The sequence below is a fragment of the Arthrobacter sp. TJ-178 genome (assembly GCF_058269275.1).
The window spans coordinates 913,387-938,214 of the sequence record NZ_JBZCNK010000001.1 but is presented as its reverse complement, the minus strand read 5'-3'; the positions used below and the strand labels follow the sequence as shown (position 1 = coordinate 938,214).

The 24,828-nt window shown below is 65.7% G+C and carries 22 protein-coding genes; 12 read left to right on the top strand and 10 right to left on the bottom strand.

All coding sequences use genetic code 11. The features are described 5' to 3' along the window. Window positions 1-80 precede the first annotated feature (80 nt). A complete protein-coding gene (locus AC4D2Q_RS04445) occupies window positions 81-947 on the top strand; it encodes a sugar-binding domain-containing protein (RefSeq protein ID WP_490945297.1) in 867 nt (288 codons plus the stop codon). On the opposite strand, the gene AC4D2Q_RS04440 is transcribed toward AC4D2Q_RS04445, so the two are convergent. Further along, a complete protein-coding gene (locus AC4D2Q_RS04440) occupies window positions 944-2,428 on the bottom strand; it encodes a mannitol dehydrogenase family protein (protein WP_490945294.1) in 1,485 nt (494 codons plus the stop codon). The genes AC4D2Q_RS04445 and AC4D2Q_RS04440 overlap by 4 nt on opposite strands. A gap of 228 nt (window positions 2,429-2,656) precedes the next feature. On the opposite strand from AC4D2Q_RS04440, the gene AC4D2Q_RS04435 reads away from it, so the two are divergent. From AC4D2Q_RS04435 to AC4D2Q_RS04425, 3 genes are all read left to right on the top strand, one after another. Continuing rightward, entirely contained in the window at window positions 2,657-4,435 is a 1,779-nt protein-coding gene (locus AC4D2Q_RS04435) for an L-lactate permease (RefSeq protein ID WP_490945292.1), read from the top strand. Window positions 4,436-4,437: 2 nt separating this feature from the next. Next, window positions 4,438-5,835 (top strand): FAD-binding oxidoreductase, encoded by a 1,398-nt coding sequence (locus AC4D2Q_RS04430; RefSeq protein ID WP_490945290.1) that lies wholly within the window; start codon window positions 4,438-4,440, stop codon window positions 5,833-5,835. An 86-nt stretch (window positions 5,836-5,921) separates the two neighbouring features. Then, window positions 5,922-6,089: a hypothetical protein gene (locus AC4D2Q_RS04425; RefSeq protein WP_490928121.1), complete on the top strand. Its 168-nt coding sequence runs from the start codon at window positions 5,922-5,924 to the stop codon at window positions 6,087-6,089. 24 nt (window positions 6,090-6,113) lie between these two features. Here AC4D2Q_RS04425 and AC4D2Q_RS04420 read toward each other — a convergent pair whose 3' ends face one another. Next, window positions 6,114-7,256, bottom strand: a complete 1,143-nt coding sequence (locus AC4D2Q_RS04420) for an XdhC family protein (protein ID WP_490945288.1) — start codon at window positions 7,254-7,256, stop codon at window positions 6,114-6,116. Between the two features lie 137 nt (window positions 7,257-7,393). Here AC4D2Q_RS04420 and AC4D2Q_RS04415 point away from each other — a divergent pair, with 137 nt between their 5' ends. Then, on the top strand, window positions 7,394-8,239 hold the full coding sequence (locus tag AC4D2Q_RS04415; protein WP_490928123.1) for an HpcH/HpaI aldolase/citrate lyase family protein: 846 nt from the start codon (window positions 7,394-7,396) through the stop codon (window positions 8,237-8,239). A 28-nt stretch (window positions 8,240-8,267) separates the two neighbouring features. On the opposite strand, the gene AC4D2Q_RS04410 is transcribed toward AC4D2Q_RS04415, so the two are convergent. The 3 genes from AC4D2Q_RS04410 to AC4D2Q_RS04400 form a co-directional block, all read right to left on the bottom strand. Then, a complete protein-coding gene (locus AC4D2Q_RS04410; protein WP_490945286.1) occupies window positions 8,268-8,849 on the bottom strand; it encodes a dienelactone hydrolase family protein in 582 nt (193 codons plus the stop codon). A gap of 9 nt (window positions 8,850-8,858) precedes the next feature. Next, window positions 8,859-9,326, bottom strand: coding sequence for a ribonuclease E activity regulator RraA (gene rraA, locus AC4D2Q_RS04405; protein WP_490945283.1), 468 nt, complete (start codon window positions 9,324-9,326; stop codon window positions 8,859-8,861). Between the two features lie 73 nt (window positions 9,327-9,399). Beyond that, a complete protein-coding gene (locus AC4D2Q_RS04400) occupies window positions 9,400-9,972 on the bottom strand; it encodes a TetR/AcrR family transcriptional regulator (RefSeq protein WP_490928126.1) in 573 nt (190 codons plus the stop codon). 122 nt (window positions 9,973-10,094) lie between these two features. On the opposite strand from AC4D2Q_RS04400, the gene AC4D2Q_RS04395 reads away from it, so the two are divergent. After that, entirely contained in the window at window positions 10,095-11,618 is a 1,524-nt protein-coding gene (locus AC4D2Q_RS04395) for an MFS transporter (protein WP_490945281.1), read from the top strand. Between the two features lie 44 nt (window positions 11,619-11,662). Here AC4D2Q_RS04395 and AC4D2Q_RS04390 read toward each other — a convergent pair whose 3' ends face one another. Beyond that, window positions 11,663-12,109, bottom strand: coding sequence for a universal stress protein (locus AC4D2Q_RS04390; protein WP_490945279.1), 447 nt, complete (start codon window positions 12,107-12,109; stop codon window positions 11,663-11,665). Window positions 12,110-12,217: 108 nt separating this feature from the next. Here AC4D2Q_RS04390 and AC4D2Q_RS04385 point away from each other — a divergent pair, with 108 nt between their 5' ends. Beyond that, a complete protein-coding gene (locus AC4D2Q_RS04385; RefSeq protein ID WP_490945277.1) occupies window positions 12,218-13,423 on the top strand; it encodes a multidrug effflux MFS transporter in 1,206 nt (401 codons plus the stop codon). Between the two features lie 310 nt (window positions 13,424-13,733). Continuing rightward, window positions 13,734-14,642: an SDR family oxidoreductase gene (locus tag AC4D2Q_RS04380; RefSeq protein WP_490945275.1), complete on the top strand. Its 909-nt coding sequence runs from the start codon at window positions 13,734-13,736 to the stop codon at window positions 14,640-14,642. An 81-nt stretch (window positions 14,643-14,723) separates the two neighbouring features. On the opposite strand, the gene AC4D2Q_RS04375 is transcribed toward AC4D2Q_RS04380, so the two are convergent. Next, entirely contained in the window at window positions 14,724-15,674 is a 951-nt protein-coding gene (locus AC4D2Q_RS04375; RefSeq protein WP_490945273.1) for a hypothetical protein, read from the bottom strand. Window positions 15,675-15,800: 126 nt separating this feature from the next. Here AC4D2Q_RS04375 and AC4D2Q_RS04370 point away from each other — a divergent pair, with 126 nt between their 5' ends. After that, on the top strand, window positions 15,801-16,301 hold the full coding sequence (locus AC4D2Q_RS04370; RefSeq protein WP_490928133.1) for a DUF456 domain-containing protein: 501 nt from the start codon (window positions 15,801-15,803) through the stop codon (window positions 16,299-16,301). 30 nt (window positions 16,302-16,331) lie between these two features. Here the strand turns inward: AC4D2Q_RS04370 and AC4D2Q_RS04365 are convergent, their stop codons facing one another. Beyond that, window positions 16,332-17,882, bottom strand: coding sequence for a S10 family peptidase (locus AC4D2Q_RS04365; protein ID WP_490945271.1), 1,551 nt, complete (start codon window positions 17,880-17,882; stop codon window positions 16,332-16,334). Window positions 17,883-18,140: 258 nt separating this feature from the next. Here AC4D2Q_RS04365 and AC4D2Q_RS04360 point away from each other — a divergent pair, with 258 nt between their 5' ends. The 3 genes from AC4D2Q_RS04360 (at window position 18,141) to AC4D2Q_RS04350 (ending at window position 21,679) form a co-directional block, all read left to right on the top strand. Further along, complete coding sequence (locus AC4D2Q_RS04360; RefSeq protein ID WP_490945269.1) at window positions 18,141-19,022, top strand: manganese catalase; 882 nt, start codon at window positions 18,141-18,143, stop codon at window positions 19,020-19,022. 189 nt (window positions 19,023-19,211) lie between these two features. Next, window positions 19,212-20,564: an MFS transporter gene (locus AC4D2Q_RS04355; RefSeq protein ID WP_490945267.1), complete on the top strand. Its 1,353-nt coding sequence runs from the start codon at window positions 19,212-19,214 to the stop codon at window positions 20,562-20,564. Then, window positions 20,561-21,679, top strand: a complete 1,119-nt coding sequence (locus AC4D2Q_RS04350) for a zinc-binding dehydrogenase (RefSeq protein ID WP_490945265.1) — start codon at window positions 20,561-20,563, stop codon at window positions 21,677-21,679. Before AC4D2Q_RS04355 ends, AC4D2Q_RS04350 begins: the two co-directional genes overlap by 4 nt. Here AC4D2Q_RS04350 and corA read toward each other — a convergent pair. Both corA and AC4D2Q_RS04340 read right to left on the bottom strand, forming a co-directional pair. Then, window positions 21,676-22,671 (bottom strand): magnesium/cobalt transporter CorA, encoded by a 996-nt coding sequence (gene corA, locus AC4D2Q_RS04345; RefSeq protein WP_490945263.1) that lies wholly within the window; start codon window positions 22,669-22,671, stop codon window positions 21,676-21,678. The two genes, AC4D2Q_RS04350 and corA, sit on opposite strands and share 4 nt — an antisense overlap. 180 nt (window positions 22,672-22,851) lie before the next feature. Further along, window positions 22,852-24,759, bottom strand: a complete 1,908-nt coding sequence (locus AC4D2Q_RS04340; RefSeq protein WP_490945262.1) for a heavy metal translocating P-type ATPase — start codon at window positions 24,757-24,759, stop codon at window positions 22,852-22,854. Window positions 24,760-24,828 lie beyond the last annotated feature (69 nt).

Below are 24,828 nucleotides of genomic sequence, written 5' to 3'. Positions count from 1 at the left end.
CCATTACCGGAATAGATGCATCCCATGAGGAGCTGCTGGCCAGGATTGGCCGTGACTACTACCTCAACAACCTCTCCAAGGTGGAAATAGCCCGGACCTGCGGCATTTCCCGCTTTCAGGTGGCGCGTTATCTGGAAGAGGCCCGTGCACTCGGAATCGTGCGCATCGACGTCCGTTTCCCTGCCGCCGCCTCCTGCAGCGCTGAACCCGCCGGGCTGGCTGCTGCCCTGGGCATCGAACAGATTCGCATCACGTCCACGGGGCCGGATGCCCGCACCACCCGTGAAGGGATGGCACAGGCCGCCGCGGAGGAGCTCATGGCAGCAGTTTTTGACGGCGCCGCCGTGGGCATGTCGTGGTCCCGCACCCTGGACCTCGCAGCGGGCCATGTGACAGCGCTGCCGTCCTGCAGCATCGTCCAGCTCGCCGGGGCGCTGCCGGTTGCCGGCAGCGGAAATTCACTGGAACTGATCCAGAACCTGGGCCGGCACGACGGCGTGGAAACCTGGCCGCTCTGGGCACCCCTGGTGGTGGAAAACGCCGCCACGGCGCAAAGCCTGCGCGGACAGCCCGAGATCGCCGACACCCTGGCACGGGCCGGCACCCTGGATGTCGCCGTCGTAGCGGTGGGCGCCTGGCAGCCGGGTCTCTCCACTGTCTGGGACCGGGTGGACAACCGTGTGCGGCTGGCGGCAGCGCGCGCCGGCGCGGTGGCCGAATGCTCCGGGCGGCTGCTGGATACGGCGGGCAGGCCCGTGGACTCAGAGCTGAACGGCCGCGTTGTGGCGGTAACCCTTGAGCAGCTGCAGCACACTCCCCGCGTCATTGCCGTGGCCCAGGGAGCCGCCCGGGCGGCAGCGGTCCGGGCAGTGCTGGCAGCCGGCTTTGTGACCACCCTGGTGGTGGATGAAGAGCTGGCGGCGGCTCTTTCCGGCAGCGCCGTCTAAGCCTGGTTACCCCCAGTCAGGCCGGCGACGGTGGCTGCGGCGCCAGCCTCGTGCAGGGACTCCAGAGCAGCGGTGTAAGCCTGGACAAACCGGTCGTTGGAGGCCAGATCGCCAAAGAGGTCACTGTTCGAAATGAAGGCCAGGGGATCTTCGCGGTTCCGCGCCGCTGACGCCATCAGGGTTTCGCGCAGCCGGTCCACCACCTCGATCGGTCTGCCCTGCTCATCGGTGCCTTCCGCGTAGCGCGCCCAACCGGCCACAATGGTCGCCGAGCGGTGGATCTCCCCGCCTGAAGCCAGGTTTTCGCGGATTACCGGCAGGAGCCATTTGGGGATCCGGTCCGAGCTCTCGGCGCAGAGCCGGGCAAGGGTGTCCCGGACGTGCTCGTTGGAGAACCGTTCAATCAGCCGGTGCTGATAGGCCGGGAGGTCGACGCCGGGAAGGGGTGCCAGCGTGGGGCTCGCCTCCCGGCTCATGTAGTCCAGCAGGAAACCGGCGAAGAGCGGATCCTGGCTGACTTCATGTGCGTATCGGTAACCGGCCAGATAACCCAGGTAGCACAGGCCCTGGTGGCTGGCGTTGAGCAGGCGCAGCTTCATGAGCTCATAGGGTTCGACGTCGTCCACCAGCTGAACGCCCGCATCTTCATAGGCAGGACGACCCTGCGGAAAGTCGTCCTGCAGCACCCACTGCTCAAAGTCCTCGCTCACCACCGGCCAGGCGTCCTCCACGCCAAAGTCTTCCGCCACCATGGCGCGGTCCTGGTCCGTGGTCACCGGAGTGATCCGGTCCACCATGGAGTTGGGGAAGGCAACGTTCTCCTGCATCCAGGCACCCAGCTCGCGATTGCGCAGGGAAGCAAAGGCCGTGAACATTTTGCGGGCCACATCGCCGTTGCCCTGGATGTTGTCACAGGACATAACAGTGAACGGCGGCAGGCCCCTGTCCCGGCGCCGCTGCAGTGCCTCCGCAACCAGCCCGAAGACCGTCGCCGGAGTGGCGCCCGGCTGCAGATCTGCGGCGACTGCGGGGTTGTCGGCGTCAAATTCCCCGGTGACGTGGTGGAAGTTGTAGCCGCCCTCCGTGATGGTCAGCGAGACGATCCTCGTGCCCGGGGCAGCCATTTTCTCAATGACCGCTTCGGGGTCCTCCGGGGCCAGCAAGTACTCGATGATCGAGCCGATGACGCGCCCCTCGCGGCTGCCGTCGGGATTCTTGAGCACCAGTGTGTACAGGCAGTCCTGGGCATCCATTACGGTCTTCATGGCCGCGTCGCCAGGCAACACCCCGACGCCGCAGATCGCCCAATCCCGAGCCCCGCCGTCGTTCATGAGCCGGTCCAGATACATCGCCTGATGGGCCCGGTGAAATCCGCCAACGCCAAAATGGACAATGCCAACGCTGAGTTCAGACCGGTCATAGGAGGGAACGGACAGATTGCCCGGCAGGTTGGATAAGGATGCGCTGCTGAGTTTGCTCATGGTTCCGCCTCGTGGCCGACAGTCGGATAGGTGCCGCTCAACTTATCATGTGAGCAATATCGGGTCCTCAGATGAGCGGATACCCCGCGTGATGAGGAGGGATGGAATCTCTCCGCCACCGTTGACCCGCCCACGGTTGCGGCCTACTCTCAACCCATCGTCACCGCGGATGATGCTGGAGCGGCAACACCGGGCAGACGGACGTGAAACAAAGACAAAGGAGTTTTTGTGAGGACACCGCTTGCTTTCACCCAGCCGCTGGACCCGATTGGCGATTCCCTGGTCCTGTCCGCTGTGTTGGCGGCCCTGCCGCTGCTGCTGTTGTTTGTCCTGCTCGGTGTCTTCCGGATGAAGGCCTATCAGGCCGGTCTCATCTCGCTGGTGCTGTCCATTGTGCTGGCGGTCGTGGGATGGCAGATGCCCGCGGGACAGGTGGCAGCAGCCACCGGTCTGGGTGCGTTCTACGCCATCTTCCCCATCCTCTGGATCCTGATCAATGCCCTGTGGATCTACAAGCTGACGGTCGCCACCCCCTGGTTCGAGGTCCTGGGACGCACCATCCGATCCATCTCCGACGATCTGCGGATCCTGTCCATCCTAATCGCCTTCTGCTTCGGTGCACTGCTGGAGTCCCTCGCCGGATTCGGCGCGCCCGTGGCCATTGCTGCTGCCATGTTGATGGCCGCGGGAATGAAACCGCTCAAATCCGCAATCGTGGCGCTGCTGGCCAACACTGCCCCCGTAGCCTTCGGAGCCATGGCGGCCCCGATCATCGCGTTGAACGGTGTCACCGGCATTCCGCTTCAGGAGCTGTCGTCCATGACCGGGCGGCAGACACCGTTCATCGCCCTGGTGGTACCCCTGATTCTGGTTTTCCTGGTGGACGGCAAGCGCGGGCTGCGGCAAACCTGGCCGGTTGCCCTGGTGGCCGGAATTGTCTTTGGGCTTGCGCAGTTTGTGGCCTCAAATTACTTCGTGGTGGAACTGACTGACGTGGTGGCTGCCGTAGCCACCGTGATCGCCGTGCTGCTGATGCTCCGGGTCTGGCAGCCTGCGGAAATTATCGGCATGTCGGGGCAGGTGCAGGGAACCGAGGATGTCCGGGAGGAAGCGGCCGCACCCCGCGAAACGGTGGATGCAGCCGGCGCGGGAAGTGCAGGCAGCGCCCTGGACGGCCCGGGTCCGGACGCTCCGGACCGGGGCCGCCGTTCGGCCGGGCTGCCGGGAGCGGGAGTCGCTGCGGGCGGAAATACTCCCCGTCCCGATGCCCGCAGCGTATGGATGGCCACTGCCCCGTACCTGATCATCATTGCCGTCTTTTCCGTTGCGCAGATACCGGCCGTCAAGGCCTGGCTGATGGAGATCGGCAGCGTCACCTTTCACTGGCCGGGTCTGGACGTCGTGGATTCGAACGGCAAGCCGGTCAGCGCCCAGACGCTGCGTTTCGACCACATCCGGGCCACCGGAACCCTGTTGCTGTTCGCCGGAATCCTGACCATGCTGCTGTACCGGATCCGCCCCGGCCAGGGTGTAAAGGTCTATGGAGAAACGCTGAAGCAGCTGCGCTGGACCATTGTGACGGTCTGTGCCGTGCTGGCCCTGTCCTTCGTGATGAACCTTTCCGGTCAGACCACCACACTGGGCGTGGCCCTGGCCTCGGCCGGCGGGTTCTTTGCGCTGCTCTCACCCCTGCTGGGATGGATAGGCGTGGCGCTGACGGGTTCGGACACTTCCTCAAATTCGCTCTTCGGCCAGCTGCAGGTGGCAGCTGCCAATGAGACGGGGCTTTCGGCCACTCTGATGGCGGCGTCAAACTCCTCCGCCGGCGTGCTGGGGAAGATGCTCTCGCTGCAGAACCTGGCCATTGCCTCTGCCGCGGTGGGCCTTGAAGGGGCTGAGAGCACGCTGCTGCGCAAACTCATCGGCTGGAGCCTCGGCCTGCTGGTGCTGATGACGTTGCTGATTTGGCTCCAGTCAACCTCGGTTCTCGGCTGGATGGTGCCGTAGGCATGAGTATTTTTTCCGACGCTGACGCCGCCGCCGGGCACTCCGATCCGATACCGAGCGCCACGCTGCTGGATCTGGCACCGCATGCTTCCCGCGAGGCAGCGCACCGGGAGCATGCCAGCACGGACCGCTCGGGATTTGTGGCTGACTCGCACCCGGACGGTGTGGTGTTTGCCGAGTCTGCGGAGGATGTGGCGGCCACGCTGCGCCTGGCCACCCGGCATCGGGTGCCGGTGGTAACACGCGGCGCCGGCACGGGCCTGGCCGGCGGATCATCCGCACGCGCGGGGGAAGTTGTCCTGGATGTCTCCCGGATGAACAAGATCCTGCGCATCGATCCCCTGGAGCAGCTGGCGGTGGTCCAGCCCGGGGTCCTTAACGCAGAGATCAACGCGGCGGCCGCGGAATACGGCCTGTTTTACGCGCCGGATCCTGCCAGCACAGCCATCTGTTCCATCGGCGGCAACATCGCGACCAACGCCGGCGGAATGCGCTGCGCCAAGTACGGCGTCACCCGGGAATCCGTGCTCGCCCTCCGCGTTATCCTGGCCGACGGCCGGGAACTGCGCACCGGCCGGGAAACCATCAAGGGGGTCACCGGGTATGACCTGAACGCGCTGATGATCGGCTCGGAAGGAACCCTGGGCGTCGTCGTCGAAGCCACGCTGCGGCTGCGCCCGCTGCCGGTCGCCACGGCCACCGTGGCGGCGTTTTTCCCCGACGTCGAAAGCGCAGCCCGGGCGGCCTCGGCGGTGGTGGCCGCCCGGATCCAGCCCTCCATGATGGAACTGATGGACGGGCCCACCCTGGAAGCGGTGGATGCTGCGACGGGCACTGATTTCCGCTCCCGCGGCGCCTCGTTCCTTCTCGTGCAGACGGACGGCTACGGTGCCTTCCTGGAGCAGGACGTGGTGCAGCAGGCCGTCCGCGAGCATTCCGCCTCGTGCGAGAAAGCCGCCGACGACGAGGAAGCGGCCGCCATGGTCCGCGCCCGGCGGGACGCCATCCCCTCGCTGGAGAAGATTGGACGGGTTTCGATCGGGGACATCGGTGTGCCCCGCGGCCGGTTGGCCGAAGCCGTCACCGGGCTGGAAGAAATTTCCGCTGCCACCGGAGTGCGGATTTTTACGATCGCCCATGCTTCGGACGGAAACCTGCATCCCATGATCGTGATGGATCCCGGGGATTCCGTAACGGACGGGCCGGCGAAGGACGCCCTGGGCCGGATGTTCTTCCTGGCCAAGGGGCTGGGCGGAACCCTGACCGGCGAACACGGGGTCGGCCTGCTCAAGCGGGACTGGGTGGGAGCCGAACTCGGCGACGTGTCAGTGGGCGTGCAGCACTCCATCCGCCGTACCCTGGACCCGCTGGGCATCCTGAATCCGGGAAAGGCCATCTGAGCGCCGGTAGTATTCGGGGCACCGGCGGCGCACAGGCGCCCCGGAACACTGAAGGTCCCGCAACACTGAAGGATGGGGTAAACGTGATGAGCGTAGGAACAGGCGTGGGCGCACTGGTCGTCATTCTGTATTTCCTGGTGGTCGCCGCAGTGGCCGTTCTGGCGGTGTGGGCGCTGGTGCTGCTGATCATCTTCCTGCGGCTGCGCATTGCCGAACTGCGCGCTGCGTCTGCGGAATCCGCGTCTCCCCGGTAGAAAAGCGCGCCACCGCCGCTGCCGTCACGGTGCGCACATAGCTGTAATCTCTGCCGAGTGGCGTCCGGCAGGATGCAGGGGCCCGGCTACGGCAGTAAGGGGTGCCCCGCTGCGGTTTCCGTTTCTCACGGCCACCATGTGGGCCAGGATGGAAACGGCCACCTCGGCCGGTGTGAGCGCGCCAATGTCCAGCCCGATAGGCGAATGCAGGCGGGTGAGGTGGTCCTCGGAGACGCCTGCAGCCCGCAGCGCAGCCATGCGCTGGGCATGGCTGCGGCGTGATCCCATGGCACCCACGTAGGCCAGATCCCGCTGGAGGACATACTCCAGCACCGGCAGATCGAACTTTGCGTCATGGGTCAGGACGCAAACCAGGGAATTGGCATCGAGTTCTCCGTCCTCGGTGCGCTCGCGGAGAAATGTGTCCGGCCACTGCACTGCCACTTCTTCGGCGTCGGGGAAGCGGGATCGGGAGGTGAAGGCAGGCCGGGCATCGCAGACGGTGACCCGGTAGCCGAGCTGATGGGCCATGGCCGAGAGCGCTGCGGAGAAGTCGTTCGCGCCGACCAGGTACAGCCGCGGGGCCGGCTGCCGGGATTCCAGGAACAGGACCAGCGGGCTGCCGGTGATGTGAACCGTCCCGGTAAAGCCGCGGCTCATCAAGTCCCGAAGGTGTTCAGCTGCAGGAGCCGAGGCGGCGCCGGCAATCCCCTCCAGCGCGGCTTCAAGGCCGGGCGCGGAAGAATCACCAACTACGACGGCGCCGCCCTCCCCGTCCGCCCGGCGCACCACCGCTGCCGCCCGGCCGCCGTCGGGCAGCAGCAGGCCGGTGCCGGGACCGGCAGCGGGATAAAAGGGCTGGACCAGCACCTCCAGCGTTCCGCCGCAGCTGAGCCCCACGGCGAAGGCATCGTCGGCGTTGAAGCCGAAGGTTTCTGTGCGCGCCCGGCCCTCCCCGAGAGCTGAAAGTGCGGCTTCAACGACTGCGGCTTCCACGCAGCCGCCGGACAGTGAACCGGTGACGGCTCCGGAGCCCGAAACCAGCATGGAGGTCCCCGCAGGCCGGGGCACGGAACCGGAAGCGTCGATGATGGTCGCAACGGCGCAGGCGCTGCCGCTTTCGAGAATGGAGACGAGGTGATTCACATACTCCAACATGGTGCTCATACCCTCCAGCAGCGCTCCCGGCCGGCACGTAATTGCAGGGAAGCGTAGCACGGGCACCCCTTGCCGGAGCCGTAATGCCGGCGCTGCCGCAGCCGCCAGTTGGAATAAGGCGGCGGCTGGAAAGTAGGGTCTATAGTATGGCCCCTTTTCGTAACAGCCGCGCCGCGTCGCTGCCTGCAAAACTGTCCCGCTCCTGGCTGCTCGCATCAGCTGCTGATGAAGCCAACTTTGGGCCGGCGCTAGCGTCGGAGGCGGATTCCGTGGTGTTCGACATGGAAGATGCTGTCCCGGCACCCGGCAAGGCCGCTGCACGCGAACGCGTTGTCGAGGCGCTCTCCACCGGAATGACCGCCTGGGTGCGCGTCAACGGCATCGAAACCGATTACTGGGCCGATGACCTGGCCGCACTGTCCAAGGCCCCTGGCCTGCGCGGCGTCATGCTGGCCATGACCGAGAAGCCGGAGCAGGTCACCCACACGGCCATGCGCCTGCAGGCCGGAACCCCGGTGCTGGCCCTGGTGGAATCCGCCCTCGGCATTGAGAACGCGACGGCGATCGCTTCAGCACCGGGCACTTTCCGCCTTGCCTTCGGTGTGGGCGACTTCCGCCGCGACACCGGTGCCTCCGATGACCCGATGGCGCTGGCCTACGCCCGCTCCAAGCTGGTGGTCGCGTCCCGCGTGGGGCAGCTGCCCGGCCCGATCGACGGACCCACCGTGGGGGCCCTGGGAGAGAAGCTGCTTGACGCCTGCAAGGTCACCCAGTCCATGGGGATGACCGGCAAGCTCTGCCTGCTGCCGGACGCCGCGGACACCATCAACCACGGATTGTCCCCGAGCGAGTCCGAGGTCCAGTGGGCCCACGAGCTGCTCGAAGCGCATGCCGCCGGTGCCGTGGTGGGCGACGGTTCCTACCTTCCGCGTCTGGCCCGTGCACAGAAAATCTCTTCGCTGGCCGACTCCTACGGCCTCTGGAACGCCTAACCCTTCCAGGCCCTCCGGCCGCGGGGTGCTACTGCTGTGCCCGGGCCAGGAAATCCAGCACCCGCGCCGTGAGCGCGGGTGCTGCTGTTTCGTCATAGTCCTCCGTGCTGATGTCCGCAAACATGTGCGAGGTGCCCGGATACAGGAAAAGCTCTGCATCGGCCGTGGTCTCCACGAGGTTTTCGGCCGCACTGAGGTCACCCTCGTCCACAAAAACGGGGTCGTCCTCCATGCCGTGGATCTGCACGGGCACCCCCGCGGGCCACGTATCGCCAAAGACGCCGAGCGGAACGCAGGCGCTGATCAGCACCGCGCCCCGGGAGCCGGAACGGGTCTGCGCCAGCCGCTGTGCCGGCATCACCCCGAGTGAAAATCCGATGTACACCGTCTCCGGCGGAAACCGGGCGGCGATGTGGACTCCGGTGTCCTCCAGCTCCTGGAAGCCGATCTCCTCCGCGTAGTCGATTCCCGCCTCGAGATCCCCGAAGGTGCGTCCGTCATAAAGGTCGGGGACATTGACGGTATGTCCGTTTTCCCGCAGCACTTCTGCAAAGGCGTCCATCCCCGGAGTCAATCCCAGGGCGGAGTGGAACAGCAGGACGTTGGCCATGAATCTCTCCTAGCGTTCTACCAGGATGCCGTCTTCATCGGCGTAAAGGACTGCGCCCGGCCGGAAGGTGACACCGCCAAACTCCACGGGAATGTCCACCTCTCCAACGGAATCCTTGGCACTTTTGCGCGGATTCGAGCCCAGTGCCTTGATGCCCAGCGGCAGCTTCGCCAGGGCTGCACGGTCCCGGACACCGCCGTTAATGACGACGCCGGCCCAACCGTTTTCCACGGCCGCGGCGGCGATCAGATCCCCCATCAAAGCGGTGTTCAGTGATCCCGCACCGTCAACCACCAACACTGCACCGTCGCCGGGGGAGTTCAGTGTGGCTTTGACCAGGCCGTTGTCCTCCCGGCAGCGGATAGTGCGGATGGGGCCGCTGAAGCCCGTGTGCCCGCCCAGGTCCTGGAACTGCAAGGATACCGACGCCAGGAACTCGCCGTGCTCGTCATAAAGATTTGCTGTGCTGATGTCCATGGACCCACTGTGGCACAGGGGGCTGGGCGCCGCCGGGAGGCACCGCCGGGAGCGGACGAAGCGGGCCGCGCGCCTACCGGGGCTGCGGAAGGCTGGCTGCATGGGACTTCAGGACGTCCACGACCTCCAGCAGTTCAGCGACGGACTCCGTGGTGGTGGAACCTTTTTCCCGCGGCCAACCGCCCGGCAGTCCCTCGTTGTAATACAGTCCGTCGCCGAGCAGGACAATGGCCCGCGCAATGGTCGGCTGGCCAACTTCGGCCAGGACCAGGTCCATCCAGCCGCGGTGGATCCGTTTCAGGAGGGCGGAGGCTTCCGGGTCCGAAGCCTGGGCAAGGCGGACGACGCCGATCAGCGCCCGGTCCAGTGCGCTTCCCACATAGACGGATTCCCGCACGAGGTACCGGGACGGGCCTTCCGGGTCTGCGCTCATGGACCTCATGTCCTCCGCCGCCAACTCTTCAAGGCGGGCGATGAGGGCTGCAGCCAGCGCTTCCTTGTTCTTGAAGTGGTACAGCAGTCCGCCTTTGGACACGCCGGCCAGTGCGATCACGGCGTCCATGGTGGCGCCGCGGGGACCCTCATTGATCAGGAGTTCCTCATAAGCGGAGAGAATGCGGTCCCGGGTGGAAGTGTGCTCAGGCATACGTTTACGCTACGCCATCTTTTGCTGTACAGTCTAGACGGTACAGTAAGTGGCCAAGAGCGTGAAGACTTCCGCTCTGCCGCTGCTGCCGCCCCCACCATCACCCCGCGAAGGAGACAGCTGTGCTTGCCGTACAGGAAACACCCCAGATCCATCGAGCCGGACGGCGCGAATGGCTGGGCCTTGCCGTCCTGATGCTGCCGGTGCTGCTCATCTCCATCGACAACAACGTCCTCAGCTTCGCCATCCCGTCGCTGTCCCAGGCTTTGGCACCCAGCGGCACGCAGTTGCTCTGGATTGTGGACATCTACGCCCTGGTCCTGGCCGGACTGCTGGTTCCCATGGGCAGCCTGGGGGACCGGATCGGCCGCCGTCGTCTGCTGATGATCGGCAGCGTCGGTTTTGGTGTCCTGTCGCTGGTTGCAGCGTTTGCCCCCACCGCTTCCATGCTGATCCTGGCCCGTGCCCTGATGGGTGTTTTCGGTGCCATGCTGATGCCGGCGACCCTGTCCCTGATCCGCAACATCTTTACCGTTCCGTCCCAGCGGCGCGTTGCGGTGGCTATTTGGGCGGCGGGTTTCTCCGGCGGTGCGGCCCTGGGGCCGATTGTGGGCGGCGTGCTGCTGGAGAACTTCTGGTGGGGTTCGGTGTTCCTGCTTTCCATTCCGGTGCTGCTGCCGCTGCTGATCTTCGGACCCATCCTGCTGCCCGAATCCAAGGACCCGAGCCCGGGCGCCGTGGATGTCCTCGGCGTCGTGCTGGTGATGGGCTCCATGCTGGCGATCACCTACGGCATTAAGTCCTTCGCGTCCGACGGCGTTGTCCACGGCCTGCCGTTCATCCTCGCGGGCCTGGTGCTGGGAACACTGTTTGTGCGCCGCCAGCTGAGCCGCGAAAAGCCGATGCTGGACGTACGGCTGTTCCGCAATCCGGTGTTCACGGGTTCCATCAGCGCCAATCTGCTCAGCCTCTTCGCCATGGTGGGCTTCATCTTCTTCCTGTCCCAGCACCTGCAGCTGGTGGTGGGACAGTCGCCCATCGAAGCGGGCCTGACGATGCTTCCCGGACTGGTGCTGACCATCATCACCGGCCTGGCCGTGGTGCCTCTGGTCAAGCATCTGCGGCCGGCTTACGTGGTGGCCGGCGGACTGCTGTTCAACGCCGCCGGCTATGCCCTGGTGTTTTTCGCCGGAGAATCTGTCACCGTGCTTCAGCTGGTGCTGGCCTTCCTCTTCCTGGGCGTGGGAGTGGGGGCAGCGGAAACCATTTCCAACGACCTCATCCTTGCCAGTGTTCCGCCGTCCCGCGCCGGGTCCGCTTCGGCGATCTCCGAGACGGCCTATGAGATCGGCTCCGTTCTGGGCACTGCGGTGCTGGGCAGCATCCTCACGGCCGCTTACCGCAACGGCGTGCAGGTGCCTGCCGGGCTGAGCCCCGAACAGGCCGAGTCTGCCGGGGAAACCCTTGGCGGCGCCGTTGATGCAGTGCAGTCGCTGCCGCCGGAGCAGGGTTCGGCCCTGCTGCACTCGGCACAGGCAGCGTTCGATTCGGGTGTCAGCGTCACGTCCCTGATCGGCGTCGTCATCATGCTGGCTGCTGCCGCCGGTGCGGGAGTGCTGCTGCGAAAGGCCCCGGCCGGGCACTGAGTCCCGCCGCGGAACCGGCCTCCCGAGGGAGGCCGGTTCCCCCGCTACGCCGATTCGCCGCGGTGCACGATCAGCACCGGGCAGCGGGCATGTGCTGCCAGTGTTGAACTAACGGATCCGAGCAGCAGTCCGGCGAAGCCTCCGCGCCCGCGGTTGCCCACCACGAGCATTTCCGCCCCGCGGCTGGCCTCGATGAGGAGCTCCACCGGCAGTCCCACCAGGGGAGTCTGCTTGAGATCCGGAGGGATGTCATCGCCGAAGGCTTCCTCCACAGCCTCCGTGAGGGTCTGCGAGGCCTGGGTGTGCGGAGACCAAACGTCCGAGGGAACAGGCGGAGCAAGGGAGATGCTGTACTCCCAGACCGTCACCACCTCCAGTGAACACCCCAGCACAGCAGCCAGGCGCCGGGCCTTCCAGAGCGCTTCAATGGAGAGCCGGGAGCCGTCCACACCCACAACTATGCGCTTGCGGTCCTGTTCACTGGTGCTCATGATGCATCCCGTCCTTCTGGGTGGTTTGGGGTATGCCGGCTGGTGTGCCGTGCTGCCATCCTCCCCCTGAATGGAGCTCCGGGGGAGGGGAGCCGTACCATCAGGCCTATGTTCAGTCCTTTTCGCCGAAGGCCGGCCACCTCCATGACCACCGGCCTGCTGCTGGTCCTGGCGCTGCTCTCGGCCACCGGACCGTTTGCAACCGATCTTTACCTGCCCTCTTTCCCGGCGATGACAGTTGAACTTGGCGCATCTGCCACAGGCGTCCAGCTGACTCTTACGGCCTTCCTGCTGGGCATGGGGGCGGGGCAGCTGGTCTTCGGACCGCTTTCGGACCGGCACGGGCGGTTTCGGCCGCTGCTCCTGGGTTCGGCAGGTTTTGTGGTGGCCTCAGCTGTCTGCGCGCTGGCACCCACTCTGGCCGTGCTGGTGGGAGGCAGGCTGCTCCAGGGACTGTGCGCTTCCGCCGGAGTGGTCATCGCCCGGGCCATGGTCGCGGACCTCACAACCGGTGTGACGTCGGCACGCACCTTCAGTTTGCTCATGACCATTGGCGGGGTGGCGCCGGTGGTTGCGCCCACGGCAGGCGGACTGCTGGCGGAAAGTCTGGGCTGGCGGGGCGTCCTCTGGGTGCTGGCAGGGCTGTCCCTGGTGATGTTTGTCTGCGTGGCCGGAGTGCTTTCGGAGTCCCAGCCCCGGAGCCACCGCAGCAGCGGGCACCTGCTGGCGGGGCTGGCCGGCGTGGCGGGAAACCGGAAATTTCTGGGTTACGCCCTCCTGTTCGCGAGTACTTTCGGCGTGCTCATGGCCTACATCTCAGCTTCCCCCTTTGTCTATCAAAATCTCATGGGGCTCTCAGCGTCCGCCTACGGCATTGCCTTCGGAGTCAACGCCATGGGGCTGGTGGCTGCCGGTTTCATCTCCGCCCGTCTCGCCCGCCGGATACCGCCGCGCAGAACCGTCACGGTGGCTGTGTCCGTACTTCTCGTCATGTCGCTCGCCGTGCTCGCCCTTTCCGTCGGGGGTGCTCCGCCGCTGCTGCTGGCGATCCCCATCTTCTGCGCGGCCACCTCGGTGGGATTCATCATGGGCAACACCACCTCGCTGGCCCTGGCGGAAGTGGGCCCCGCGGCCGGAAGCGGATCAGCCATCCTGGGCGGCGGACAGTTCTTCGCCGGAGCGCTGGTCTCCCCGCTGACGGGGCTGGCCGGGAAGGAATCCGCGGTGCCGCTGGCCATCATCATGAGCCTTTCCGCCCTGATGGCTGCAGCCGCGCTGGCGGCCACCCGGACGCGCACCCCGGCGGATCGGTAGACTCGACGGACTATGCGAACCATGAACAAGTACCGAACGCTCATTGTCTGGCTCCTCGTCATCGCGCTGGTGGGCAGCGTAAGTGTGGGGTTCCTCGGCCTGATCTTCTAGCGCAGATCCTCCCGGTGCAGGACTCTCGAGGCGCGTCCGCCTGCACCTCGGTTCCGCGCGGCTGTGCACAAAACTTGAGTCCATCGGGCCCGCAGGTCTAGGGTAGTAAGCATACTTACGCTTCTCTTGGGGCAGTAAAAGTGACTGTCTCACCTGGCGTACCGCATGCAGAATGACCTACCGAAAGTGGGGAAACTCTATGACCAACGGCAGCACAAACGATCAGTACACCTTCCAGAATCCCGTGGATCGCTTCCCGACGATTACTCCGCCGAAGCAGGACCAGCCCGAGCCCGGACTGGACGCCACCCTGGAGCCTCAGACGGACCGCGGCGAGGATTCGTACCGCGGAACCGGCCGGCTGGAAGGCCGCAAGGCCCTGATTACCGGCGCTGACTCCGGCATCGGCGCCGCAGTGGCCATCGCCTACGCACGCGAAGGCGCCGACGTCGCGCTGGCGTACCTGCCCGAGGAAGAGGAAGACGCGCGGGAAATCGTCCGCCTCGTGGAGGCTGCCGGCCGCAAGGCCGTGGCCCTTCCCGGTGACGTGCGCGATCTTGCCTACTGCAAGCAGCTGGTAGCGGACGCAGTTGAGGCCCTGGGCGGCCTCGACATCCTGGTGAACAACGCCGGCAAGCAGGTCGCCGTGGAGAACCTTGAAGACCTCTCCGACGAGCAGCTGGATGACACGTTCAAGACCAACATCTACGCCTTCTTCCGGATCACCAAGGCTGCACTGCCGCACATGCCCGCCGGATCGAGCATCATCAACACCACGTCGATCCAGGCGTACAGCCCGTCGTCGTTCCTGCTGGACTACGCCAGCACCAAGGCGGCCATCAACAACTTCACGAAGGGCCTTTCGCAGCAGCTTGCGCCCAAGGGCATCCGCGTGAACGCCGTGGCTCCGGGCCCGTTCTGGACGCCGCTGCAGGTCTCCGACGGCCAGCCCAAGGATGCCCTGCCGGAGTTCGGCAAGGACACCCCGCTGGGCCGCGCCGGCCAGCCGACCGAGCTCGCACCGGCGTATGTCTTCCTGGCCTCCCCGGAGTCCAGCTACGTGATCGGTGAAACCCTGAACGTCAACGGCGGAATGCCCACTCCGTAACCGGACAGGCATTTGGATCCGGAAACAAAAGAACCGGCCCGCACCTTCCAAAAGGTGCGGGCCGGTTCTTTTTCGCTTCGCTTAGGCGCGGATCTCGGTGTCACTGAAGTCGGCGCGGTCGATCCGGCGGTGGTAGCGCATGCCGGCCAGGCCGCCGAACAGCGCGCCGACCAGGGTGGCAGCCAGTGTGGCAGCCACGGCAAGCCACGTTGCCGCGCCGGCACCGTCCAGGTCCTCCGGCAGCGGGGCCACCGTGTTCAGCTGGCTGATGCTTCGGATGTCGTCACCGAAGATCAGTCCCAGCACCACCACCACGACTCCGGCAATCAGGGCCCACAGCCAGACGGCCAGGCCCTGCTTGAAGCCGTTGAAGCGTGCCATTCGGCCCGCCACGTAGCCGCCGGCAAAGTAGGCCAGAAGCAGGATCACGGTGCCGATGATGCCGGCACTCTGGTTAGCCATCGCCTGGTCCAGCGACTGGCCCAGGTCATTGTCGGTGGAGAAGCCGACGGCGGCACCAATGGCCGCGGCCAGTGCGGACAGGAGCACCACCATGCCGGTGGCGGTCAGCCAGCCGAAGAAGGCGGCACCGAACTTCATGCCGCCGAACCGTTCCTTTTCCAGGGCCAGGAGGGCTTCGCGGTTGGCCTTCTCCGGCAGGGCGGAGCCGGTGCGCGTGCTGCGGGCAGCATTCCCGCCGGTCCGGGCGCCGTCGGAAGCGCCGGGGCGGGCGGTGTCGCCGGTGCGGGTAACACCGGTGCGGGTAACACCGGTGCGGGTGTTGCCGGTGTCCGGGCTGTACTCGGCGCCGTCGTCGGCATAATCCGCGTTGGGATCCTTGGTGTGGCTCAGCGGCAGTGCCCGGGTGCGGCCTTCGTCGTCGGCGGACGCTGCGCTGCCGGCGGCGGTTGCACCGGCAGGATGCGCCGGCGCTGCTTCTCCGGTCGGAAGGACCTGGGTCTCGTCAGCGGGCGCAAAGCGGTCGGAGTCGCTGGCTCCGGCCCGGCTGTTGTTGCCTGATTCCGTGCTCATATGTGTCTCCTATTGCCATTCGGTGGATCGGGCTGTAAATGCAACCTTATAAGTAACCTTACTATTTACTCCACCCGCCCGGCAGGGCTGCACTTGGCGGCGGACGGCAAATGGAAGACTGGGGGGATGGATCCCGACATCGTCATAACCGTCATTGCCGCCCTTGCCGTTGCCGTGGGTCTGACGGGAATTGTTATTCCGGTCCTGCCGGGCAGCATCCTGATCATTGCGGCGCTGCTGGGCTGGGCGCTCGGACTGCAGAGTGCCGCCGCGTGGTGGGCCTTCGGCGTGGGATCGGTGCTCGCCCTTGCCGGCCTGCTGTCCAGCGCGGTGCTGACGGGCCGGCGGCTGAAGCAGCGCCAGGTGCCCAACACCTCGGTTCTGGCAGGGGTAGTGGTGGGCGTGGTGGGAATGTTCTTCATTCCCGTGGTGGGACTGATCGTCGGGTTTGCCGTGGGGCTGCTGCTGAGCGAATACTTCCGCCGCCGCAGCCTGCCCGCGGCTTGGTCCGCCAGTTACGCGGCGCTGAAGGCCATGGGGCTGGGCATCCTGGTGGAGCTGGGGCTGGCTTTTGCCGCCGGCACAGTCTTTGTCGGCGGAATCTGGTGGCACTTCGCGAGCCGCTAGTCCCGATCGGCAGGCCCGCACGGCGCAGGCTCAGCCGGCGCTGACAAAATCCGCCAGGGCTGAGAGCTGATCCAGCCGGCATTCGGGCTTCAGATACATCATGTGCCCGGCCTCGTGATAGTGATGCGAGAACCGTGCCCGGGCTGCATCGTCCAGCCGCATGTGCGCCCACACGTACTCCGCCGCGAAATGGGGCGTGGCGCCGTCGTAATAGCCGTAGTCCACATGCACCCGCAGGGCAGGGTTGTGCGCCAGCAGCCGCTCGAGGGTGCCGGTGACGTCCACGGGAACGCCTTCGAAGTTCTTGTAGCTCCAGGGCTGGACCCGGCCGGTGAGGATTTCATACGGCAGGTCGTTTTCGTAGCCCAGCTCCGCCCGCACATAGTGGTTGATAGCGGCCGAGTAGGGTCCGTTGATGGCGCGCAGGCTGGGGTCATCCCAGTTAATGGAGTCCTGCTGGTTGGCACCCGGGGCGGTAAAACGGCCGTCAATCCGCCCCACCACCAGGTTCTCGTTGCGCAGCAGCTCCGCGGAGAACTGCGCATAGTCCCAGCGCAGATTGGTGCGGCGGATGAAGCCCGGATCCAGGGTGGTGATTTCGGCGAGCCGGCGAACGACGTCGTCGTGCTCCTCCGCGGTGAGCCGGGCGCCCTGCGTGAGCGCGTAGCCGAAGTCCCGGCCGGCAAAGTCTTCTGCCTCGGCCACCACCGCGGCGAGTTCACGGTCCCCGTGCCGGCCGTGGAAGTGGGCGATGGCTGCGTAGGTGGGCAGGTGCAGCGCGTAGGGGGTGTCGCGGCCCGGGGCGAAATCGAGGGTGGCCATGTTCAGCACCGTGGAAATCAGCCCCAGACCGTTGACGGCCATGCCGTAGGCGTCGAAAAGGCGGCCCGCGACGGCGACGGCGCGCAGCGTGCCGTAGGACTCGCCCGCCAGGTACTTCGGGCTGAGCCAGCGGTTGTTGCGGGTGGTCCAGAGCCGGATGACCTCGGCCACCAGGTCGCGGTCCTCCTCGAAGCCGTGGAATTCGCCGGCCTCATTGCCGTCCACCACGCGCGAGAAGCCGGTGTTGACCGGATCGATCATCACCAGATCCGCGTGCTGCAGGATGGTTTCCGGATTGTCCACCAGGCCAAACGGAGGAGGAGTCAGCGAACCCACGTCCCCGGAGTCCACCATCCGCGGGCCCAGCAGGCCCATATGCAGCCACACGGAGGAGGAACCGGGGCCGCCGTTGAACGCAAACACCACAGGCCGCCGGTTGGGGACGGGCGCAGCGGTCCCGGTTGTTCCGGTTGTGTCCGTGTCGGCGGTTGTATCTTCGTCCGCGGTGTAGGCAACGAGGAAAATCTCCGCCTTCGGCTGGAACCCCTCGGACTTCCCGTCCTTGGTTTCCTCCCGGCGAAACACCATTCGTCCGGTGGTGGTGGTGTAGGTCAGGCCCGACGGCAGCGTGTGGCGGCGCACGGTGAAATCGTCAGTCACCCGCGTTGCGGCCGCCGGGACGCCCCGGCTCTCCCGCCCGTGCTGTTCCCGGTCCTGCGGCTGGCTGTCGGTGTCCTGGTGCTGCTCATCATGGGGCATTGGAGCAGTCTAACCAGTTCTGCTTCGGCTCCCGTCAGGCTGTGCGATGCGGGCGCACATATTGCTCATTCGGGGGAGCATATCAGCGCCATTCAGGCTTTTGCGCTAGTCCTGACCCAACTGAAAGGAAATAGATACTAAGTAGGCTGACTACCCTTTCCAGAGGGCTGCTGCGGGGCTACGTTGAGGACACGCGCACCGGTTCGCCGGCTCCACAGCGGCGCGGACTCAGGTGCTCCAACCCCCACGGAGGTACCTATGTTTTTTCACAAGCAGGAACTTCAGTTCAAATCCACTCCTGACCAGCCGGACGCCGTTTATGCCCGCAAGCTGCAGGAAGTCCTCGGCGGGCAGTACGGGGAAATTACCGTCGCCCTGCAGTATGAGTTTCAGGCCTGGAACACGCACATCCCCGGCAAATACCGGGATCTGCTCTTCGGTATCGGGGCGGAGGAGATGGGCCACGTGGAAATGCTGGCCGTCATGATTGCGCAGCTGCTGGAGAAAGCGCCGCTGGGAATCACGGAAGACGCTGTTCAGAATGACCCCACAGTGGCGGCCGTGGTCGGAGGCATGGACGTGCAGCATGCCATCGTTGCCGGCGCCGGCGCGCGGCCGGTGGATGCCAACGGCAACCCGTGGCAGGGCAGTTACATCACCGCCAGCGGCAACCTGCTCGCAGACTTCACCTCCAACGCCAACGCCGAAATGCAGGGCCGCCTCGCCGTCGCCAGGCTCTATCACATGACCGATGACCACGGCGTCCGGGACCTGCTCTCATTCCTCCTGGCCCGTGACACCATGCATCAGAACCAGTGGACCACCGCGGCACTGGAGCTCCAGGCCAGCAACATGGAACAGCTCCCGGTTCCCAGCAACTTCCCGCTGAACAAGGAACACCGTGAAGTGTCTTACCAGTATCTGAACTTCTCTGACGGTGCGGCAGCCTCCGAAGGCAGCTGGGCGTCCGGTCCCACCCCGGACGGGCACGGTGAGTTCACCTACCACGACGGTCCGACGACGTCGGCCCCCATGCCGCCGCCCACCCGTGTGGATGCCCGCTATTACGGCACCACTGATCTTCCCAACATCGTCGAGAAGACTGCGGGAGCGGTGCAGGACAAGCTCAAGAAGGAGTGACGGGACGGGTGAAGCAGCGGCCGGCGCTTTGCCGGCCGCTGCTTTGGCTGAACGGAACATTTCGGGTTGCAAATCATCCTTCGGACAAGTCTGTGCTTTGCGTCACATTTCCGGTATCTTATCCGCAGGCACACTACCGAACGTTCTTTCAGTTATTCCCGCCCCCTTGAGTTAACAACGGAGTTTTTCATGAGCAGCAGCGTTGCAGATACGCCGTCGACCGGACGGATGACCCGGGAAGAGCGAAAGGTCCTTGCCGGGACGCTGGTGGGCACCACCATTGAGTGGTACGACTTCTTCATTTATGCCCAGGCCGCAGGGCTGGTCCTGGCCACCCTGTACTTCGGCCCGGTGAGCGAGGGCCCGCTGGGACAGGTGGTGTCCTTCGCCACCATCGGCATCAGCTTCCTGTTCCGCCCGCTCGGCGCCATCGTGGCCGGACACCTTGGCGACCGGCTGGGACGCAAGAAAATGCTGGTCTTCACCCTGCTGATGATGGGCGCGTCCACCTCACTGATCGGTCTGGTCCCGACGTACGCGCAGATCGGAGTGGCTGCCCCCATCCTGCTGGTGCTGCTGCGCATCCTGCAGGGCTTCTCGGCCGGCGGTGAATGGGGAGGTGCCGCGTTGTTGTCAGTTGAGCATGCCCCGGTGAACAAACGGGGGATGTTCGGCGCCTATCCGCAGATCGGTGTTCCGATCGGAATGATCCTGGCAACCTTCGTTATGTACGTGCTGAGCACGAGCCTCACTGAGGACCAGTTCCTGGCCTGGGGCTGGCGGATCCCGTTCCTGCTCTCCGTGGTGCTGATCGGCGTCGGCTACTTCATTCGCCGCTCCGTCGATGAGAGCCCCATTTTCAAAGAAATCCAGGAACGCAAAAAGGAGTCCTCCGCGCCCCTGGGCCAGCTGTTCAAGCACAACACCCGCGAAGTTATCCTCAGCGCCCTGATCTTCATTGCCAACAACGCCGCCGGTTACCTCGTCATCGCGTTCTTCGCTTCCTATGCCGCGGGCAAGACCGAAGCCGGCGGGCTGGGTATGCACCGGCCCTCCGTCCTGCTGGCCACCACCCTGGGATCCTTCGGCTGGCTGATCTTTACGCTCTACGGCGGGATCCTCTCGGACCGGATCGGCCGGATCCGCACCTTCCAAATCGGCTACGCATGGGTTTTCCTCTGGTCGGTTCCCATGTTCCTGCTGATCGACACCACCAACATCATCGCGTTTGCCGTGGCGATTTTTGTGCTCACCATCGGGCTGGGCCTCTCCTACGGACCCCAGTCCGCCATGTATGCGGAGATGTTCCCTGCCCGGGTGCGCTATTCAGGGGTGTCCATCGGCTACGCCCTCGGGGCGATTCTGGGCGGGGCATTCGCGCCGACCATTGCGCAGGCCCTGCTGAATGAAACGGGATGGTCGCCGTCGATCGGCATCTACATCATGGTCCTGTGCGTCATTTCCTTCATCGCCGTCAGCATGGTCAAGGAAACCAAGGGTGCGGACCTGCACGTGGACGAGGTCCACAAGAGCGTACGGTGAAAATCCGGGGAGCAGTGCTTGAGCAGATAGGGTCGCCGCCGAAATATGCGGATTCCCGCCCGCTGACCGTCTGCGACCTGGAGTTGGATGATCCGGGGGACAACGAGATCCGCGTCCGGATTGAATGCGCAGGTATTTGCCACTCGGACCTGTCCGTCGTGAACGGGGACCGGACGCGACCGGTTCCCATGCTGCTGGGCCACGAAGCCTCCGGAATCGTCGAAAGTGTTGGCGGTTCAGTGACCGATCTGGTTCCGGGGGACCGGGTGGTGATGACCTTCCTCCCGCGCTGCGGAAAGTGCCGCGGCTGCGCCTCCGACGGGCGGCTGCCCTGCAGTGAGGGGACGGCCTCAAACACCAAAGGCACGCTGCTGTCCGGGCAGGTCAGGCTGCACCGCGGCGGTGCCGACGTGCTGCATCACCTTGGAGTGTCCGGTTTCGCCACCCACGCCGTGGTGGATCAGCGGTCCGTGGTGAAAGTGGAGGCCGACGTGCCGCCGGAGGTTGCGGCTCTGCTGGGCTGTGCGGTCCTGACCGGCGGCGGAGCCGTGCTCAACCTGGCCAGGCCTGAACCGGGAGACACCCTCATGGTGGTGGGCCTTGGCGGAGTGGGAATGGCTGCACTGCTGACGGCCCGGGCCCTGGGCGCCGAGGTCATCGGCGTTGATGCCAACGAGGAGAAGCTGGAGCAGGCACTGGCCCTGGGCGCAGCGGCGGCGTACACGCCGTCGGACGCTGCAGCGAAGGGCATTAGGGCGCCCGTCGTGGTGGAAGCCGCCGGCAACGCGCGTGCTTTTGAAACCGCGGTGCAGCAGACGGAACCCGGCGGAACAACGATCACGGTGGGGCTCCCCGCTCCAACTGCGCTGGCGCAGATTTCGCCGCTCACCCTGGTGGCGGAAGCCCGGACCGTTATCGGAAGTTACCTGGGATCAGCGGTTCCAGCCCGTGACATCCCCGCTTTTGCCGACCTCTGGCGCCGTGGCAGGCTGCCGGTGGAGAAATTGGTGTCCGCCCGGATCCCGCTGTCGGACATCAACAAGGCCATGGATGACCTGGCCGAAGGCCGTGCCCTGCGCCAGATCATCCATTTTGAGGAGGAGACAACCGCCTAAAGCCACTTGTTCCGCTTGAATGTCGCGTACAGGGCCACACCCATGACCACCATGGCCACCAGGGCCAGCGGATAGCCCCATTCCCAGTCCAACTCCGGCATGTTATTGAAGTTCATGCCGTAGATGGTGCCCACGAGGGTGGGGGCGAAGAGGATGGCGGCCCAGGACGAGATGCGTTTGACCTGTTCGTTTTGCTCAATGCTGGTTTCGGCCAACCGGTTCGAGGCCAGCGTGGACGACAGGTTCAGGGCATTCTCCAGCAGGGCGCGGTACGCGTTCACCCGGTCGATCAGGCGCAGGACGTGGTCCAGGACGTCTCCCAGGTTGTCGCGGAGCTCCGCGGGAACCCCGTACTCGTCGGCCCTGCGCTGCAGGGCACCCACCACGTCCTCCAGCGGAGAGATGGCCCGCTGGAACTGGATGACTTCGCGGGAGAGTTCATAGATGCGGCGGGACACCTCAACATCGCCGCCGAACAGCTGGTCCTCAATCTCGTCAATGTCGTTCTCCAGTCCCGCGGCCACCGGTGCGTATTCATCCACCACCTGGTCCAGGACGGCGTACAGCACGGCATGCGGGCCCAGCGCCAACAGATCCGGTTCCTGCTCGAGGCGTTTGCGGACGCGGCCCAGGTCCGGGGACTCGGCATGCCGGACCGTCACCACAAAATTCGACCCCACAAAAACGTGCAGCTCGCCGAACTCCACGCGTTCGACGTCGTCCAGATAGCGGGCGGGCCGCAGCACCGTAAACAGCGTGGTGTCGTAGTGCTCCAGCTTGGCACGCTGATGGCCCGCCAGCGCGTCCTCCACCGTCAGCAGGTTCAGGCCGAATTCCTCGGCCACCGCCAGCAGCTCAATGTCATCGGGACGGTACAGGCCAATCCAGGCCATTCCGCCGGAACTGCGCGTCAGTTCAAACGTCTCGTCGAGGCTTTCCGGGGTGTGCTGCCGTTTGCCGTCCGCATACACACCGTTATCGATCAAGGTCATGGACGTCCCCTAGCTTGTTGAACCGGCCGCAGCCGGCCGCAGCTGCGGCCGGACCTCGTCCATTATCCCTGTCTTTGGCGTGCATCCGGACTGCGGACCCGGTTTCCGGCCTGTGACGCGATGAGTCAGGCGCCTATGGTGTCCGCTCATGGAGACCGTGGAGTCCAGGCCGCGTCGGGATCAGCTGGCTCGCGGCGTTGAGCCGCCCACCTGGGCCGGCAGGGCTGCGTCCGGCTTGGGCGCAGCGGAAGGCTGCCCGCCGCCCAGGGCGCGCAGGGCGTTCAGGATGGCGGCCAGGTCCACGAGTTCTTGAATGAGGGCTCCGGCCACGGCGGGGATGAACCCGAACGCAGCCGCCAGCATCAGGCCCACGCTAAGTGAAATCCCCAGCCAGATGCTGCCCAGCGCAATCCGCATCGTTCGCCGGCCGATGACGACGACGTCGGCCACCTTGGAGATGTCATCCGCCACGATCACGGCATCAGCGGATTCCCCGGCGGCAGTGGAACCGCGGGCTCCCATGGCGATGCCGACGTCGGCTGCCGCCAGCACGGGTGCGTCATTCACGCCGTCGCCCACCATGACGGCAGGCCGGTCCGGCAGGGCGGCGACCAGCCGAACCTTGTCTTCAGGCAGCAGCTCCGCGTGGACCTCCCGGATGCCCAGGGCGGCGGCAGTGCTTTCGGCCGAGGCGCGTCCGTCGCCGGTGAGCATGACCGGCGGCTCCAGGCCAAGCGAGGCCAGCCGCTCCAGCGTGGCGCGTGCGTTGGGCCGAGGGGTGTCGCTCAGGAGCAGGACGCCGGCAAAACGGCCGTCCACGGCCACATAGACCCGAAGCTGCCCGCCGTGCTGCTGGGTGCCGGTGCCGTCCGCCGTTTCCGGAGCCTCCGCGGCCACAAAGCTGCGCTTGCCCACCAGGACCATGTGCCCGTCCACCTCCGCGCGCACGCCGTTGGTGGCGTATTCGGACGCGGAGGTTGCCGGACTCAGCTGCATGCCGCGCTCGCGGGCGGCGTTTTGCACCGCGGCTGCCAGCACATGGGAGGAATACTGTTCGGCGGAGGCGGCCAGGCGCAGCACGTCCTCAGCCGCAAAAGACGACGCGGGTTCCACGGCCGCAAGTTCAGGCCTGCCGTACGTGAGGGTGCCGGTCTTGTCGAAAGCGATGCTGCGAGCCCGCGCGAGTTGCTGCAGGGTGGCTCCGCCCTTGACGATGATGCCGTTTCGGGCGGATCGGCTCATCCCGCCCATGAAGGCCACCGGTGCGGCAATCAACAGGGGGCAGGGCGTGGCGAGCACCAGCACTTCGGCAAAGCGGACCGGGTTGCCCGTCAGCAGCCATGCCGCTCCTGCAAGCAGCAGCGAGAAGGCGGTAAACGGCACGGCGAACCGGTCCGCCAGACGCACCACGGGGGCTTTGGATTCTGCGGCTTCGCGCACCAGGGCAACGATGCGCTGGTACTGGCTGTCCGCTGTCGTCTCCGTGGCCCGGATCAGTGCCGCCCGGGTACCGTTCACCGAGCCGCTCATGACTTTGTCGCCTTCGGTGCGGCCCACCGGCAGCGGCTCGCCGGTCAGCGAGGACTCGTCGAAACTGGCTTCTGCACTCAGCAGTACGCCGTCCACCGGGACGAGTTCTGCCGGTTTGACCAGCAGCACATCGCCCGGAACGACGTCGTCGGCCGGGATGTCCGCGGGAGTCCCGCTGTTGGGCGGCAGCCGGTGTGCTGCCTGCGGCGCCTTTGCCAGGAGGGCGTCGAGCTCGCCGCGGGCACGCCCTGCGGCGTAGTCTTCCAGGGCTTCGCCGCCGGTGAGCATCAGGACAATGATCAGGGCGGCAATGTATTCGCCCACGGCTACGGTGGACACGATGGCGACAACGGCCAGGATGTCCAGTCCCCAGTGGCCGCGCAGGATGTCGCGGATCATGCGGGCAGCGGTCACGGCGGCGACGAGCAGTGCATAGCCGGAGGCGGTCCAAGCGGCCGCGGTGTGCAGGTCCGCTCCCAGGAGTGCGGCCACCGCCAGCCCGACGACGACGGTCGCCGCCACCACCGGATAATTCCGGATTGTGCGCAAGGCTTCCATGTCTCTTGTTATAGGCCTGCCGGTGGCCTGTTGCCAGCAAGAGAAAGCTTGCCTAACTTATTGGGGGCT

Excerpts from the sequence above, each read along its gene's own strand:
- AC4D2Q_RS04360 (WP_490945269.1), top strand. The coding sequence starts at position 18,141 with ATGTTTTTTCACAAGCAGGAACTTCAGTTCAAATCCACTCCTGACCAG.
- rraA (WP_490945283.1), bottom strand. The coding sequence starts at position 9,326 with ATGGACATCAGCACAGCAAATCTTTATGACGAGCACGGCGAGTTCCTG.
- AC4D2Q_RS04340 (WP_490945262.1), bottom strand. The coding sequence starts at position 24,759 with ATGGAAGCCTTGCGCACAATCCGGAATTATCCGGTGGTGGCGGCGACC.
- AC4D2Q_RS04420 (WP_490945288.1), bottom strand. The coding sequence starts at position 7,256 with ATGAGCACCATGTTGGAGTATGTGAATCACCTCGTCTCCATTCTCGAA.
- AC4D2Q_RS04425 (WP_490928121.1), top strand. The coding sequence starts at position 5,922 with ATGAGCGTAGGAACAGGCGTGGGCGCACTGGTCGTCATTCTGTATTTC.
- AC4D2Q_RS04410 (WP_490945286.1), bottom strand. The coding sequence starts at position 8,849 with ATGGCCAACGTCCTGCTGTTCCACTCCGCCCTGGGATTGACTCCGGGG.
- AC4D2Q_RS04415 (WP_490928123.1), top strand. The coding sequence starts at position 7,394 with ATGGCCCCTTTTCGTAACAGCCGCGCCGCGTCGCTGCCTGCAAAACTG.
- AC4D2Q_RS04400 (WP_490928126.1), bottom strand. The coding sequence starts at position 9,972 with ATGCCTGAGCACACTTCCACCCGGGACCGCATTCTCTCCGCTTATGAG.
- AC4D2Q_RS04355 (WP_490945267.1), top strand. The coding sequence starts at position 19,212 with ATGAGCAGCAGCGTTGCAGATACGCCGTCGACCGGACGGATGACCCGG.
- AC4D2Q_RS04380 (WP_490945275.1), top strand. The coding sequence starts at position 13,734 with ATGACCAACGGCAGCACAAACGATCAGTACACCTTCCAGAATCCCGTG.
- corA (WP_490945263.1), bottom strand. The coding sequence starts at position 22,671 with ATGACCTTGATCGATAACGGTGTGTATGCGGACGGCAAACGGCAGCAC.
- AC4D2Q_RS04370 (WP_490928133.1), top strand. The coding sequence starts at position 15,801 with ATGGATCCCGACATCGTCATAACCGTCATTGCCGCCCTTGCCGTTGCC.
- AC4D2Q_RS04365 (WP_490945271.1), bottom strand. The coding sequence starts at position 17,882 with ATGCCCCATGATGAGCAGCACCAGGACACCGACAGCCAGCCGCAGGAC.
- AC4D2Q_RS04440 (WP_490945294.1), bottom strand. The coding sequence starts at position 2,428 with ATGAGCAAACTCAGCAGCGCATCCTTATCCAACCTGCCGGGCAATCTG.
- AC4D2Q_RS04390 (WP_490945279.1), bottom strand. The coding sequence starts at position 12,109 with ATGAGCACCAGTGAACAGGACCGCAAGCGCATAGTTGTGGGTGTGGAC.
- AC4D2Q_RS04430 (WP_490945290.1), top strand. The coding sequence starts at position 4,438 with ATGAGTATTTTTTCCGACGCTGACGCCGCCGCCGGGCACTCCGATCCG.
- AC4D2Q_RS04375 (WP_490945273.1), bottom strand. The coding sequence starts at position 15,674 with ATGAGCACGGAATCAGGCAACAACAGCCGGGCCGGAGCCAGCGACTCC.
- AC4D2Q_RS04385 (WP_490945277.1), top strand. The coding sequence starts at position 12,218 with ATGTTCAGTCCTTTTCGCCGAAGGCCGGCCACCTCCATGACCACCGGC.